This window comes from Furfurilactobacillus milii (assembly GCF_009863985.1).
In the GTDB taxonomy this organism is placed as follows: Bacteria; Bacillota; Bacilli; order Lactobacillales; family Lactobacillaceae; genus Furfurilactobacillus; species Furfurilactobacillus milii_A.
In genome coordinates this window covers 121,437-137,281 of record NZ_WEZT01000004.1, presented here as the reverse complement: position 1 = coordinate 137,281, position 15,845 = coordinate 121,437, and the positions used below count along the sequence as shown (strand labels likewise).

The 15,845-nt window shown below is 41.0% G+C and carries 10 protein-coding genes; 2 read left to right on the top strand and 8 right to left on the bottom strand.

Features of this window, described 5'->3' with window-relative positions; translation table 11 throughout:
- Positions 1 to 134 precede the first annotated feature (134 nt).
- The 8 genes from GB992_RS02625 to GB992_RS02590 all read right to left on the bottom strand — a co-directional run bounded on the left by GB992_RS02625 (position 135) and on the right by GB992_RS02590 (position 13,578).
- The gene (locus tag GB992_RS02625) at positions 135 to 2,162 is read right to left on the bottom strand and encodes a KUP/HAK/KT family potassium transporter (protein WP_161001084.1); all 2,028 of its coding nucleotides are present in this window, start codon (positions 2,160 to 2,162) and stop codon (positions 135 to 137) included.
- Positions 2,163 to 2,538: 376 nt separating this feature from the next.
- Entirely contained in the window at positions 2,539 to 3,681 is a 1,143-nt protein-coding gene (locus GB992_RS02620) for a CamS family sex pheromone protein (RefSeq protein ID WP_161001083.1), read from the bottom strand.
- Positions 3,682 to 3,739: 58 nt separating this feature from the next.
- On the bottom strand, positions 3,740 to 5,776 hold the full coding sequence (gene ligA, locus GB992_RS02615; RefSeq protein WP_161001082.1) for an NAD-dependent DNA ligase LigA: 2,037 nt from the start codon (positions 5,774 to 5,776) through the stop codon (positions 3,740 to 3,742).
- A gap of 92 nt (positions 5,777 to 5,868) precedes the next feature.
- Complete coding sequence (gene pcrA / locus GB992_RS02610; RefSeq protein WP_161001081.1) at positions 5,869 to 8,172, bottom strand: DNA helicase PcrA; 2,304 nt, start codon at positions 8,170 to 8,172, stop codon at positions 5,869 to 5,871.
- A 506-nt stretch (positions 8,173 to 8,678) separates the two neighbouring features.
- Positions 8,679 to 10,211 (bottom strand): glutamate--tRNA ligase, encoded by a 1,533-nt coding sequence (gene gltX, locus GB992_RS02605; protein WP_161001080.1) that lies wholly within the window; start codon positions 10,209 to 10,211, stop codon positions 8,679 to 8,681.
- A 68-nt stretch (positions 10,212 to 10,279) separates the two neighbouring features.
- Positions 10,280 to 11,695: a glutamate decarboxylase gene (gene gad / locus GB992_RS02600; protein ID WP_161001079.1), complete on the bottom strand. Its 1,416-nt coding sequence runs from the start codon at positions 11,693 to 11,695 to the stop codon at positions 10,280 to 10,282.
- Positions 11,696 to 11,749: 54 nt separating this feature from the next.
- Positions 11,750 to 13,273 (bottom strand): amino acid permease, encoded by a 1,524-nt coding sequence (locus tag GB992_RS02595; protein ID WP_161001078.1) that lies wholly within the window; start codon positions 13,271 to 13,273, stop codon positions 11,750 to 11,752.
- A gap of 164 nt (positions 13,274 to 13,437) precedes the next feature.
- Positions 13,438 to 13,578 (bottom strand): hypothetical protein, encoded by a 141-nt coding sequence (locus tag GB992_RS02590; RefSeq protein WP_161001077.1) that lies wholly within the window; start codon positions 13,576 to 13,578, stop codon positions 13,438 to 13,440.
- A gap of 520 nt (positions 13,579 to 14,098) precedes the next feature.
- Here GB992_RS02590 and GB992_RS11705 point away from each other — a divergent pair.
- Together GB992_RS11705 and GB992_RS02585 are read left to right on the top strand one after the other, a co-directional pair.
- On the top strand, positions 14,099 to 14,980 hold the full coding sequence (locus GB992_RS11705; protein ID WP_238331026.1) for a sulfatase-like hydrolase/transferase: 882 nt from the start codon (positions 14,099 to 14,101) through the stop codon (positions 14,978 to 14,980).
- On the top strand, positions 14,878 to 15,708 hold the full coding sequence (locus GB992_RS02585; RefSeq protein WP_347877365.1) for a sulfatase-like hydrolase/transferase: 831 nt from the start codon (positions 14,878 to 14,880) through the stop codon (positions 15,706 to 15,708). The genes GB992_RS11705 and GB992_RS02585 overlap by 103 nt, the downstream gene beginning before the upstream one ends.
- The last annotated feature ends 137 nt before the right edge of the window (positions 15,709 to 15,845 follow it).

The following is a 15,845-nucleotide window of genomic DNA, read 5'->3' as shown; positions in this document are numbered from 1 at the left end:
TCACTATCTTTAATATTATACGACAAAGCGCGGTAAGTTTGTGTTCTTCTCTAAATAATCGCGACAAAAATAATGGCTTATCCAGCCCCTTAATTGTCATAATTAATTTTTTCAACAAACACATCTTGACTTGGCTACTGTCGATCTGCGCCATCCGTATGTTGTTGTTTGATGCGCCGTAAAAATGGCCGACGCCGGCGTCCGAGAATCAGTGGCACATGCTCGACAACAACATCCGAAAATTCCAGTCCAAACCATGTTGCAGGCGTACTCGTCCAATTTTGAAGGGTCACCCGTGCTTGGATAATAAAGCGGTCAAATGGTTTGACTCGTGTTTCTGGTGACAGTTCTTCTTGAATGACAACAAAACTGAAGTCCCCAACATTGCGACCCTTTTGCATCGTATAAGTTTGCGGTTGGGCCGGCAAATCACCGCTCTCAATTAGCTCGTGAACAATCGCCCGCAGATAAACATTCACTCGTTGTTCACGACGAAACCCAAGGTAAAGTTGAACGTTAATAACATTATTCGTGCCCATCATATCGACATCATATTTAGCTGTGTATGGCTCATCTGTAACGTTAACCGTCACAAACCAATATGCCTGCGCACGTTTCGGACGTTTGTCCAAAATTGAATAGAGCATTTCTTTTTTAATCATATGGCCTGGCTTTACCTTAGCCATGTAAACTAAATTGGTTGCAAACGTTGGGTAATTTTCGTCTTTGCTCAGCGCAACTAACTGGTCTTTATAATCATCTAAATCCACATAACCGGACTCAAACTCATCGCGATCACGAATTTTATTGCCGTAATACCAAATAAACATCACACACAAAATCAAACCGGCCAAAATGGCTGTCACGTAACCACCATGAACAAATTTAACCATCGATGACAGGAAGAACATGGTTTCCAAACTACCAAAGAATAAAACCATCAACCAAGTCAACACAACGTTCACATGCCGTAACCGTAAATACTGGAACAGCAAGAGTGTCGTCATCAACATTGTCACAGTAATGGCTAACCCATACGCGGCTTCCATATGCGCAGAAGTTCTGAAAAAGAAAACTATTCCGACACAAGCAATCCACAAAATGCCGTTCACGGCCGGTACATATATTTGCCCATGCTGAAGCGTTGGGTAATTAATTTTCAATCGTGGTAATAATTTTAACCGGACTGCTTCTGCAACTAAAGTGTACGATCCAGTGATCAGCGCTTGCGATGCAATAATGGCAGCCAAGGTTGCCAGCACAATGCCAACAAAACGCCAGTCGCCAGGTAAAAGTTCAAAGAAGGGATTAAAGTCCACTGCTTGTCCCAAATTGGTCTCGTGTGCGTGTTGAATTACCCAAACGCCCTCGCCAAAATAGTTAAGCATTAAACATACAAAAACATACGGCCAACTTGCATCAATGTTTGCCTTTCCAACATGACCAACATCTGAATACAACGCTTCGGCCCCAGTAGTTGCCAAAAAGACACTCCCAAGAATAAAAATGCCAACCTTATTATCTGGGCTCGTCAGCACGCTAATCGCATAGTAAGGATTTAATGCCTTTAAAATGGCAAGGTCTGGCAACAAATTCACCAAACCAACGACACCAATAAACGTAAACCAAAGGGTCATAATTGGACCGAACGCATGCCCAATCGTTTTGGTCCCAAAGCGCTGAATCACAAATAAAATCGATAAAATCACAACGGTGATAAAAATGACGTCAGCCTGATCTTGAACGGGTTCCCAATGATGAAAAACAATCCCCTTTAGTCCTTCAATTGAGGTTGTCACTGTCACAGCTGGTGTCAGCATCCCGTCGGCAAGCAATGCAGCGCCACCAATCAATGCCGGATAAAGTAACCACTTAGCTTGACGTCTTACCAGTGTATAAAGTGCAAAAATGCCGCCTTCACCATGGTTGGTGGCATTAAGTGCAATAAGGACATACTTCACAGTCGTGAGTAACATCACTGTCCAAAAAATAAGCGAAATACTCCCAATCACTAATTCAGGCGTCGTGGTGGACAGTCCACCATTATCGCCAAGAATCGTTTTCATAACATACAATGGCGAAGTACCAATATCTCCGTAGACGATCCCCAACGTAATAAAAATGCCTGCCCGACTGACCTTAGTTTTTGTGTTCGCATTCATCGTAAAACTACCTCGACTTTTATAATCTGGAACCACCAACTCATTTTAGCCATTTTGATCGGCAAATTACAACTTTAATTCGAACACCGATTGAAAAACTCAATGGCAGTATGATGATCAAGCGTTTTTAATGGTCGATGATTAATTAGGTCTAAGGATAAAGCTCAAAGTAATTCTCCTCACAATGTTAGTATTCGACCACTACCATTGTAAGCAATCACTTTGAGTTTTTTGTTCGAATTAATTATAGAATTTGCCGATCGAAAATAAAATAGCCTAACGCAAACTTAATGATCTTTCTGTCACTTCAATACAAAAACCGCCATAACACAGGATTTGTTCTGTGTTGTGGCGGTTGGTCAATTATTCATTTTTGTTAATAGGATCCAAAAACATGTGTTGAAAACTTAGTTTGCCCAGAATCACGACTCAGGAACGACTGCACGCCATCCGTTGATTGAACCGTGATATCAATTGGTACCCCTGACGGCAAGTATTTCGGCGCTACTTGGGCCAGGTACTGGGTAAAGCTAATAATCTCTGTTTGACTATAAAATTGCGTTGTAATCGTGACATTCATACCAGCTAAATTATCGTCCTGGTATTGTGCCTGAGCGGTCACACCACTGAGGTTTGGGAAGAAGTTTTGAATTTGAGTCTTAAAGTTTTCAAAGTTGCTCTCATCATTACTGGTGCCTGACGTACTGGAGCCGCCAGCAGACGGGAAGACCACGTTACGTTGATTGATGTTCTGCCAGGAACTGATATTGTTCCCGTCATTAACACTATATGAAAAGAACGTGCCACCAACCAAACTGTCATCAGAAGCCTGCTTGTACAAAGCAATCACAATTGGCACATCTTTGCCAACGCCCTTAGTCGCACGCACGCGTTTTAATACTTCTGCTGCAATTGCACGGCCTTGGGTTGTCATTTGCTCATCGGAAATATTTGTCGAGTACTGGGCACCATATTTTTCTTTGGTGTAGTAGTCAACCGAATTTAAACCGATTCCGATAGTCATCCCAGACAAGGATAAATTATCGCCATCCTGGGTCATGTAATCCTGTTCTTCAATAGTCTGTAGATACAGCGGATTCCGTTTATTGGCATCCTTTTGACCGTTATCAACAGGGTTTAATCCCGTAGGATTATCGTTTGACTTACGCTCAACCCACTTTTGAACAGTTGAGGTAGACAAATACTGACCTTCCTGAAAAATATACTTGTTTGGCTTAAATTCCTTCTTAGAGACATTTAATAAGCCACTTTCGAAACTCTTCAGGTTCATGGTGTTATTGTCTTGATCATTAGTGACACCACGGGCGGCACTCGTCAAATAATGCCCATCCTTGATGACACCTTGATAATTATTGCTGTTGGTTTGACCAGTTGTTTGAACCTTCTTTTTACTGGTAGTCGGCGTTGTCGAACTACTTGATGTGCTGTCGAGGTTACCACAGGCTGCCAATAACATCATGGTAGATAACAATGCGGCCACAATACGAAACTTTTTCACCTTAATCCAAATCCTCCCTGCTGGGATCAATACAAACAGGTCAAGCTAGTCTGTACTGTTAATTATCCTCAGCCATCGTTTGTGCGAATCGATCTTCGTTCCAAATTTCAATTTCCAGCTGTGTTGCCTTCGCCAACTTGCTCCCAGCATCATCACCGGCAATAAGTAAGTCTGTATTCTTAGAAACACTGCTAGAAACTTTGGCGCCGTGAGCGGTTAACCATGCAGTCGCATCGGCACGGGTCATCTGTGTTAGCTTACCAGTCAACACTACCCGTTTGCCACCGAAGAATGGATCATCCGCCGCAGCTACTGTATCAGGGCCATCATACGTCATGTTAACGCCGGCAGCGACCAACTCATTGACTAGCTCTTGAGCAGCCTCGGTACTGAAGTATTGTGCTACCGCATCGCCGATAGTCAGCCCCATGCCATCAATCTCCGCAATGTCGTCTGCGGATGCTGTCATAACTGCTGTCATCGTCTTAAAGTGCTCCGCAACTTGCCGAGCAGCCTTAGCGCCAAGATGCCGAATGCCTAGACCAAACAATAACCGCTCCAAAGAATTATTGCGGCTGTTGTCAATCGCTGTCAATAAGTTTGTGGCTGATTTATCACCAAATTTATCTAAAGTTAACAATTCATCATGCTTCAAATGGTAAAGACCAGCTACATCACTAAGCATTTCACGATTGTACAATTGAGCAACTAAAGAGGGTCCTAATCCATCGATATTCATCGCGTCACGAGAAGCAAAATGAGTCAACCCTTCTGTGACCTGAGCTGGACACTTAGGATTGATACAACGCAGTGCAACTTCTTCGTCAATATGAACGAGGTCTTTACCACAAGATGGACATTGCGTTGGAATCGGGTAAGGCACACTATCTGCGGGCCGTTTGTCCATGATGACTTCGCCGACTTCAGGGATAATATCACCGGCCTTATGCAACGTAACTGTATCGCCGACCCGCACCCCTTTTTCATTTAAATAATCAGGATTGTGCAACGAAGCGCGCGCAACTGTTGTTCCAGCCAATTGAACAGGATCCATCACTGCCGTTGGCGTGACAATGCCCGTTCGACCGACTGTCCATTCAATATCACGCACCACGGTTTGTTGTTCATCTGGCGGGAACTTGTAGGCAATTTCCCACCGCGGCACTTTGACAGTATTTCCCAACTCATCTTGTTGGGAGACAGGGTTAACCTTAATGACAATGCCATCAATGCCATAGCTTAACGATTCACGTTGACCAGTGTATTCGTCAATATAAGCTTTAATTTCATCCATATTGTGGCACACGCGAGAATGTGGGTTGATGGTGAAACCGAGTTCCTGATAACGCTTCAGTGCTTCACTTTGGGTGGACGCACCGAGAGCTTCAAAGCTTGATGTGTAATAGATAAACGTGTCTAAATTACGATCTGCCGTCACCTTTCGATCCAGTTGTCTTAATGAACCAGCGGCCGCATTTCGCGGATTGGCAAATGGCGTTTTCCCTTCAGCTTCCTGACGTTCGTTTAGTTTTGCAAACGACGCTTTAGGCATGTAGCATTCGCCCCGAACCTCAATGGAGAGGGGCTCGGTCAATGTCATTGGAATTGACTTAATGGTCTTCAAGTTAGCTGTAATATCCTCGCCAATATTACCATCACCACGCGTGGAACCCTGAACAAACTTACCGTTTTCATAAACTAACGAAATCGCCAACCCATCAATTTTAAGTTCACAATTATATTCCAGTTCATCTTGCCCTAAATTTTGCTTCGTACGGGCATCAAATTCGGCCAGTTCTTCAACCGAGAACACGTCCCCCATCGACAGCATTGGTACCGTATGTGTCACCTTACTAAAACCAGGCAGTGTCACATCGCCAACCTGCTGTGTCGGTGAGTCAGGCGTTACGATCTCAGGAAACGCTGCTTCTAAATCCAACAATCGTTGATAATGCATATCATATGTGTGATCCTCAACCGTTGGTGCATCCTGCACATAGTACTCTTTTCGCCATGAATCCAACTGTTCACGCAGTTGTGTAGCTTCTTGATTAGCCTGTGTGGTTGTTAGTTCCGATACTGGTTGATCTGCCATGCTTTAACACTCCTCTCTCGATTTGCGCGTGTATCTAGACACAGATGCCAAACTCGCTAAAACTTTTGATTAACCATCAACTAAACGGAGAATTAAGCCTTTGTAATTGGGGCAAAAGCCGCCAGCAACCGTTTAATGCCTTGCTCTGGGAAAGCAATGTCTAATTCAGCATCCTCACCCTGGCCGTTAACCTTCACAACGGTGCCTTCGCCCCACTTCTTATGGGTCACCTTATCGCCGGCAGCCCAACTAACTTGGTCAGCCCCCGTTCCCTGTGACCGCTCAACCTTCGTCGACTTGGTGCCAACTGGTTTGCGTTTGTAAGTGGTGGACAAAGCGGATTCTGTGCGTCTATCAAATGGTGTTTTCGGTCCTCCGGCTGTTAAACTGCCAGCACTATGGTTTTCGCTCTGAATCAAATCCGGATTAATTTCTTCTACAAAGCGGGACGCTGGGTTATTTTGAACACGACCATACAATAGGCGTGAAAATGCATTCGTCATGTACAATTTTTGTTTAGCACGCGTAATCCCAACATAAGCCAACCGCCGTTCTTCTTCCAATTCATCCTCATCCATAGCAGAACGAGAAAGCGGGAAGATACCTTCTTCAAGTCCCATCAAAAAGACAACTGGAAATTCAAGTCCTTTGGCAGCATGTAACGTCATTAACGTGACATTTTGATTGTTTTCTTCGTCAACATCGTCCAAGTCCGAAACAAGGGCCAAGTCAGCCAGAAAATCAACAAACTTGTCACCGCTACCTTCAGGTACGGGTTGATCAGCCGCTTCAACGTCAGTCGGCACAGCGGTTGTTGGTTCATAGGAATCATCAAACTGTTTTGTGACTGACAGAAATTCCTGCAAGTTTTCAACACGGGCCTCATCCTCTAGTGAATGAGTCGCTTTAAGTGCTGGTAAATAACCAGTTTTATCTAGCAATTGTTCCGTCAAGTCCGTAACTGAGACAAATTCACGCATTTTGGTCAGTTCAGCCATCATCTGGCCAAACTCATCAAAACTGTTCCGTGCACGACTCGGGACATTGTTTGCCATCGTGACGTTCTGTGCTGCTTCCAGCAAACTCCAATTGTTGAAGTTTGCAAATTCCCGCAATTTTTCAACTGAGCCACTGCCGAGACCACGTTTAGGTTCATTGATAATTCGTTCGAAACTCATGTCATCTTGTGGATTGACAATCAATGTTAAATAGGCCAACACATCGCGAATTTCCTTACGGTCGTAGAATTTATGTCCGCCAACCATGTTATAAGGGATATTGCTTTTAACCAACGCATCTTCAATGGTTCGCGATTGGGCATTAGTCCGATACAGAATAGCAAAGTCACCGTAGTCCCGGTGATTTTCTCGCATTTGTGTCTCGATTTGAGCCACCACAAAATGCGCTTCATCACGTTCGCTTTGTGCGCGGTAATAAGAAATCTTTTCCCCACTACCATTATCCGTCCACAAATTCTTTTTCCGACGAATAACATTATTTTCAATCACTTCATTGGCGGCGTTTAAAATGGTTTGTGTTGAGCGGTAATTTTGTTCCAACATAACGGTTTGCGCCTCTGGATAATCCTTTTCAAAATCCAGAATGTTGTTCATGTTAGCACCACGCCAACCATAAATACTCTGATCAGCATCCCCGACAACACACAGATTGTGCGACTTAGCTGCTAACATGCTGACCAACTTGTACTGGGCATTATTGGTGTCCTGATACTCATCCACATGAATGTATTCAAACCGGCGTTGATAGCCTTCCAGCACATCAGGCACCTTATCAAATAGCTCGATCGTAAGCATAATCAAATCATCAAAGTCGAGGGCCTGGTTGGCCTTGAGTTCACGTTGATAATCTTCGTAAACCGTTGCTGTAATTTGTTCAAACGGTGTATTCGCAGTTTTTACATAATCAGCTGGCGTTTGCAGATCATTTTTAGCGTTCGAAATTGCAGCCAACAGTGAACGCGGATCGTACTTCTTGGGATCAATATTCTGTTCTCGCAAAATTCGTTTAACCAACGTCCGTTGCTCACTAGTGTCAGTGATGGTAAATGCGCGGTTAAACCCAATTCGGTCAATGTTACGACGCAATACTCGGACACACAGAGCATGGAACGTGGAAACCCAAACATCTTCTCCACTTTCGCCTAAAAGCTTAGCCACTCGTTCACGCATTTCGCGAGCAGCTTTGTTGGTAAACGTAATCGCCAGCACATGCCACGGCTTAACGGCTTTTTCTTCGATCAAATAAGCAACACGATGTGTCAGCACTCGGGTTTTCCCTGATCCAGCACCAGCCATGATCAGTAATGGCCCCTCTGTTGTCTGAACAGCTTCCTGCTGCTTGTCGTTTAGTCCTGCTAATAATGTGGTTGCGCTCACGAAAATGTGCCTTCCTCTCGTAAAAATTCAGTAGTTCAAGTATACCAAAATCAACAGCATCGCACCATCATATCGAACGTATGTTTTAGATACAAAATTAAATTTTAATGATATCATGACCATTAATAAATTTACATAAAAGGGTAACTAAGCGTGTTAGTTAGTAACTGTTACAAACAATTAGCTACTAATATAGTGCTTTATACGTTTAGTTTATAGGAGAAGCAAATGATACCATCAACTAATAAAAAGACGAAACTTTATTTTATACTTGGCATTATTGCTGAAATCATCTTACTTCTTCTCGTTCAGGCATGGCAAGTTATGAGCCCGCTGAGAGCGGTAAAGTGGCTTTTTTTGAACTTGAATTTACACTTTAAGTGCAACACTAATTAAATAAAGAATGGCCCATGGCCAAATTTCTGTAAAATGATGTTTGCGAAAACAATCATGAAAGGAAAACAAATGAATAATCGTCCCCGTAAATGTCTCGGATGGAAAACGCCTTATGAAATATTCTTTAATGTAGTGTTGCACTTAATTTGACAATTCAAGTGCTTAATTGTATTAAATGAATACAATTGTAAAATTTCATCAATTTGAGGAGCAGATTGAAAACCAGTAAAAACAACATTCAGCGGCATATATAGAGCTCGTCCAGATACACCCATAGTTAATCTTACCTTTTTTATCAATTCGTTATAATCAATTTCTGCAGGCATCGAAGATGTTGAAGTCAATTTGTCTAATTCGAAACTAAATCCCTTAAGAACTTTTTCAACTTCTTCCTTATCAAAAGCATTCAATTGAGTGTAATCAATACTTTCATTTTGAATATTAGCATAAAAGTAGACCTTGCTAAGCAACTCTGTTAATTTATGCAAATCATGTTGATATATTTTACCAACTTGTTTCACGAATTCCTTTAGATTTGGCAATGCAAGAGATTGAACTTTTTTAGCAATTTCACTTTGCCCTTCGCTAATTAACGACATTGATCTATTAGCCAAATCTTCGATGCTAAGGGCTTTAATATATTCTGCATTCATCCAATCTAATTTTTGTTGATCAAAATAAGCGGGAGATTTAGACATTCTTGTTGGATCATATAATTTAATCAGCTCTTCTTTACTAAAAATTTCTTTCTCTCCAACTGGGGACCAACCGAGAAATGTTATGAAGTTAAAAATTGCTTCACTCAAGTATCCTTCATTTTTATATTGGCTAATAAACTGTAGCGTTTCTTTGTCACGCTTACTCAACTTTTTACGTGTCTTAGGATTGTAAATCAAAGTAATATGACCAAAGTTTGGATGTTCAATTCCTAAAGCTTCGTAAACGGCAATTTGCTTAGGCGTATTAGCAATGTGATCGTCGCCGCGCAGGACATCAGTGATGTCCATTAAATAGTCATCAATAACAACGGCAAAATTATACGTCGGTATGCCATTGCTTTTTTCAATGATAAAGTCACCACCCATGTTGTCTGAATTAAATTCAACATGGCCTTTAACGATATCTTCCCACTCATAAACATGATTAGCTGGCAGATGTAATCTAATCGCCGGCTTTAACCCCTTGGCTTCAGCCTCTTTTTGATCCTCAACGCTGCGATTGTACCATCGACCGTCATAATGTGGTGCAATATTATGTGCCCGTTGATCATCGCGAAGAGTCGTTAACTCTTCTTCAGTTGTGTAATCCTTATATGCTGCCCCAGATTTTAACAGCTGTTCTATATATTTATGGTACAAATCGATACGTTCCGTTTGGTGGTATGGCGCATATTTTGGATTGGGCTTATCCGGTCCTTCATCCCAATCAATTCCCAGCCAGTGTAAGTTGTCGATTTGACTGTCTTCACCGTGTGGAACATTCCTTTTTACATCAGTATCCTCAATCCGTAGTACCATCGTCCCATTAAAGTGACGCGCATAAAGAAAGTTGAATAAGGCAGATTGCGCATTCCCAATGTGCAAAAATCCAGTAGGACTCGGTGCATATCTCACTCTGACATTTCTATGTGTTTCTTTTGGCATATTAAAGCCCCTTTCCTCATTTATGTATTGGGCCTCTCAGTTAGAGAGGTCGCTATTTAATTAGGTAATTAATGTGACGCCACTGTATCGTTTGTCTTAGCTGTTTCTGGATCAGAATGAACCAATTTGGCTTTGTTAAGATTGTTGATAGCCAATTTCAAATCATCGATAAAATCATCCGCGATTGTCATGGTCATGGAAGGACGGACAACAATTCGGCTAATGATAACATCATCACGGTCCTTAGGAAGTGGATATGCCGGCACTTGCCAACCGTACTTAGCCAATGCGTCTTCCAAATCGTATAAGTCCCAATTTTGATCTAAGCCATCCTTTAACTTCCAACAATTGATTGGTAATTGGGAACCATCATTTAAAATTTCAAAAATTCCAAACTTTTTCAGTTCGTCAGTCAGCTTTAGGGAAACCTTGCGAACATTGTTCATGATTGCCTTGTATCCGGTTAGACCAAACCGAATGAAATTATAGTATTGACCGGTAATATGTGCGCCACTATGTGAGAAGTTGATTGCAATCGAGTCGACTTTATCACCTAAATATGCAACTTCAAATCGCATTTCTTTAGGCAAAACATCAGTGGTGTTTTCACGCCATACGACCCAACCAATACCAGGATAAACCATGCCATACTTGTGTCCTGAGACATTGATTGAGACAACATTCTTCAAACGAAAATCCCATGGTTTAAATCCATCAACGAATGGTGCGAACAAGCCCCCAAAAGCGGCGTCAACGTGAATTCGAACTGGAAGTGTAGCCGTTTTATTATATTCAGTAACCAATTGGTCCAACTTTTCAATGTCATCAACGGCCCCTGTGTACGTGATGCCTTGTATTCCGATAATTCCAATTGTGTTGTCATCAACGTAATCCATAACGTGATCTCTATCTAGTGACATGTGGTGTTGATCAATCGGTACTTGACGCATATCAACATTCCAGTAGGTACAGAACTTTTCCCAAACAACTTGATAGCCAGACATAATAACCAAGTTAGGCTTGTGAACATGCAAATCTTCAATATCAAAGCCAGCAGCCTTGGCACGATTTTTCCATGACATCAGTAAAGCCAATCCACCAAGCATGCATCCTTCTGAGGAACCAACGGTTGATGTACCAATAAAGTCTTTATACATCTTCTTGCCTTCACCGACATGCCATAAATGTGCAATCATGCTAACACAGTAACTTTCCATAGCCGCTGTCTTAGGATATTCAGATTTGTCAATTGCATTAGTATTGAGTGCATCAGTCATCAGTCTGTCTGCTTGTGATTCCATCTGTGTAGTACAAAAGGTCGCCAAGTTTTGATTAGCCTTTGCTTCGTTCAAACGATAATGTTGGACCAATTGTTCGGCAATATCTGCATCCATCGGTTCTTCAGGTAACGTATCCGTTGGCAATGACTTTCCTGCTTCAACGCTACCTAAAAAGGATTCTTCAAGTTCAATGTTTTTATCCATAATTTGTCACCGTCATATCTATTCAAGATATGATTTTCTCCTTTTCTTTTAAATCTAGTTGTTATGTTGTTCTGAAGTACCTGCGTGTTCGGTTTCCGTTGCTGTTGTCTTTACGGATTGATTTTCAATATCAATACCAAGCTCTGATGCCCATCGTTTGTGATAAGCGTATAAAATGAATGGAATAAAGAACACAACGACAAATGCGCTTAGCAGCAACACCATGTACGTATGTTTCGAAGCCGCAGATAATGCTGCTGGTGGAAAGAACGTAACGACAAAACCAAATGCTGAAAGGACAAATCCTAAAGTTCCATAAATAAGGCGTAATGTCTTACTTCTAGAGGCAAAGAACGTTCGGTGTAAGTCATCATGCTTGAGCTGTAAGACGATGTAGCTGACAAACATTAACATATACATCAACGTATAGAGTGCAACTGTGAGACTCATAGCAGTTTGAAATGACAGGTTAGCTTTGTTGCCACCAGCACCAAATGTCAACAAGGCTCCCATGATTGAAACAATGACTCCCTGTAAAATCATGACATTGGTTTCGATACCATATTTGTTAGCTTTTGAAAAACGCGGTGGTAGGAAGCCAGCTTTTGCGGCTTCAAACATCCCTGCATTGGGACCAACAACCCAACTACTAATTTCTCCAGTTACCCCTATGGCTAGTAGCAAACCGGTTAGCTTTTCAATAAATACAACACCAAAGCCGAAGCGTTTAACCAGTGCACCATAGGCGTAAACAATACCTGTACTTAATTGAATTTGCTTATTCGGAATGGTGCCCGCAATCGCCATAGATCCGATAATATCTGAAAGAATGGCTGCAAATGCTAAGGCAAGCATTACCTTGGGGTACACTTTTGGCTTATTTAGATCCTTAACATGCGGTGCAGAGCCTTCAGCACCAGCGAAGGCCAAAATAAATGGCACAAATCCAACTAATACGCTACCTGTCCAACTCTTAGGAAAAATGGTAGAAAAATTAATCCGAATCAGCATTGGGTTCCCTTGCGCCAAATAAGTTACAAAGAGAATCAACAGGAAGAATACTGGAATGATAACTCCCAAGGAAAAACACCATTGCGCAATTTTCCCAGTCACCTTTGTACCCCTTTGTTGCAATAGAATAAGGCCCCAAAGTAAAATCATCATTAAAATAAATTTAACTGCTGGATTATTGTTGATAATCGGTAAATCTAAGGTTATCGATAAACATCCAATGATAAAGTACATCATGGTGTTCATACCAACAGTGATATGAATCCATTGATAAAATAAAGCGGCCCAGCCTGTCTTCTCGCCCAACATTGTTCGAGACCAAGTAAAGATTCCTCCTTTACTCCATCCATCAATTGATGCCATTTCTCCGGCAGCTCTTGTAACTGGTAAAAACCACAAAATACCGGCAAGAAACAGGAAGAACAATGCTGTCGGCCCTTGCTTAGCGAAGGCCGCAAAACCGTAGACGGTCATAACCATCGACGTTGTCATCGAGAAAAGTTGAAAACCAGTTATTTGATTTGCTTTAGCAGTATCAACTGGCGTAACCTTTTCCTTACTTTCCACTTTAAGAACATCCTTTCTGTGTTTGTTTAAATATCCGGATAAATGTTGCTCCTCATCAACTTCCGAATATTTCAAAAGCACGTTTGATTGATTTCGTGCTCTTATTACACAGTGAGCATATTTCTGAAAGCGAATTCATAACATAGACATATACGCACTTATGACTAACATCCAGACACTTTGTCGGATTTGTCTACACATTGACTATCACGTAACAGAATTTCCAATTGTTCTTCTGTAAAATTGGCCGCACCATCTATCAATAGCGTCGGATTTTCCCGAAGCCCATCTCTAAACCAATTCATGATGACACCCTGAAGTCCATATTCTAATACTGATAAGTCCTTCCCTGATCCAAAAGAATCTGCGCCATTAACAGATACTTTTCTCGTCATTCCCTGTACGATTAAGTTAATACAATCTAGGACAAAATCTGAAAGTTGAGAATATCCTGACGAAACTTCAACATGTCTACAAAAATTATGATTAACGGTAGATTGTAAAATTAATCCGAACGCTGTTCGGACAAAAAAGATCAGCTTCCTTTAAAATGGTGTTTACCACAAACCCATCTTTTAGGAGCTGGCAGAACAAATGAATAATCGTCCCCGTAAATGTCTCGGATGGAAAACGCCTTATGAAATATTCTTTAATGTAGTGTTGCACTTAATTTGACAATTCAAGAACAAAAAAGTTGCACTAGCAACCTTCATTTTCTTATCTTTTTTCCTTTTGTCGTTATGGTCAATTATTGGCCGCTTTTGGACGGCTAATACACTATTTTTAATCTCTGTTCTTCTCTTTGGCTTTATAAATCATGAAAAGATGATTTACCGCCAAGAACCATTTTTGCCGAGTGATATCGCACTGGCAACAAATGCAGGCGAAGTTACAAACATGATTTCTATCTGGTTAGTAATTTTAATTGTCGTATGCATTTTGATGCTAATTTCTTTCACAATCTGGTTAGAGAGAAAACATCCAATTAAATTTTCAAATAGCTTGTTAGTCTTGGGTGTCCGACTACTAAGTGTCATTTGCATGGTCTTTATCGTCACTGGATTCTTCCAAATTAATTCACAAAATACATTAGCCAATAAAATTTCAAGAGCCTTTGATATTGATCCGGACTTTTGGGATCCGGTTACCGGTGCGAAAAGAAATGGGCCAATTATGTTGTTCGCTAGTAACCTGCAAGTCACAGTTATGGATAAACCAAATGATTATAGTGAAGCAAAAATTAAATCAATAGTTCAACGATACAAGAAAGAATCAAAAAAAATAAATATTCATAGAAAAAATAAAAATATTAACAAGCAAACTTTAATTTATATCTTGAGTGAAAGCTTTTCTAACCCTTCTCGGGTGCCTAACATGAGTGTTAACAAGAATCCAATACAAAACATTCTTACAACGAAACAATCAAGTACGTCCGGATTAATGCTCAGTTCTGGGTATGGAGGTGGCACTGCCAATATGGAATATATGACCGACACCAGCCTTAACTTACCGTTCTTTGCCTCTAGCTTAACAGTCCCCTTCACACAGCTAGTTCCCAACCAAGACTACGTTCCGTCGTCGACCTTTTTCAACGTAGGAACGCAATTCACAGTTATACAGGTAGTTTTTACAGACGGACACAGGTTTATAAAAAATTTGGTTTTCAAACGTTCAAAAATACTGAGGGCACAGGAAAAAATAAACTAACCTACAATAAAAAAATCCAAAAAAGTGATTTAATCGGAGATGATCAAGCCTATGATCAAGTTATGTCACAATTAAATGCTCAACAAAGTGGTCAATTTATTAGTCTTGTTACGATGCAGAATCACCTTCCCTTCACCGATAAGTATTATCATTACAACTACAGAGCAAACGGCAAGGCCGCTAAATATAATAAGACAGAGATCAACCACTATATCGAAGGTATCCACTTGACCGATGAGTTTACAAAGACTTTTTTAGACAAACTAGATAAAATAAATCGACCTATTACCGTTTTGTGGTATGGCGACCATTTAGCTGGTTTGTATTCTGGTGATGATATAAATAAATACTACATTCCACTTCACGAAACTGACTATTTCATTTACAGCAATAAATATGCGCGAGAACACGGGTACAGCTATGGCAAGCAAACAAAACATACACAAGTCATCAGTCCAAATGTATTTACCGCTTTAGCGCTGAGACAAATGAATCAAAAAGTTTCGCCCTATTATGCCTTAATCACGAATGTTGCTGATAAGCTGCCTGCAACTGCAATGGATAATGAAGAATCAGCAGACGGCTTGATGGTAAATAAGAATAGTCAACGTGTCAGTTCTTCAAAATTAACTGCTTCTCAAAAGCGTTTGCTCAACGACTATAAACTCATTCAGTATGACCTAGTCGCTGGAAAACAATATGTCAAAGATCTTCACTTCATGAAATAAATAAAATTTTCATGGAGTTCCTAAAAATCCAGAACCTAAATTTAATGTTTCGTTGGACCTTAGAATACGGGAAAAGCATCAATAATCTGAAACCAAACTTCAGATTATTGATGCTTTTTGATATAGACTAGCGGTTC

What these genes read in the sequence shown, in the direction of transcription:
- ligA (WP_161001082.1), bottom strand. Translation starts at nt 5,776, where the DNA reads ATGGCAGATCAACCAGTATCGGAACTAACAACCACACAGGCTAATCAA.
- gad (WP_161001079.1), bottom strand. Translation starts at nt 11,695, where the DNA reads ATGGATAAAAACATTGAACTTGAAGAATCCTTTTTAGGTAGCGTTGAA.
- GB992_RS11705 (WP_238331026.1), top strand. Translation starts at nt 14,099, where the DNA reads ATGATTTACCGCCAAGAACCATTTTTGCCGAGTGATATCGCACTGGCA.
- gltX (WP_161001080.1), bottom strand. Translation starts at nt 10,211, where the DNA reads ATGCCAAAAGAAACACATAGAAATGTCAGAGTGAGATATGCACCGAGT.
- GB992_RS02590 (WP_161001077.1), bottom strand. Translation starts at nt 13,578, where the DNA reads ATGAATTGGTTTAGAGATGGGCTTCGGGAAAATCCGACGCTATTGATA.
- GB992_RS02625 (WP_161001084.1), bottom strand. Translation starts at nt 2,162, where the DNA reads ATGAATGCGAACACAAAAACTAAGGTCAGTCGGGCAGGCATTTTTATT.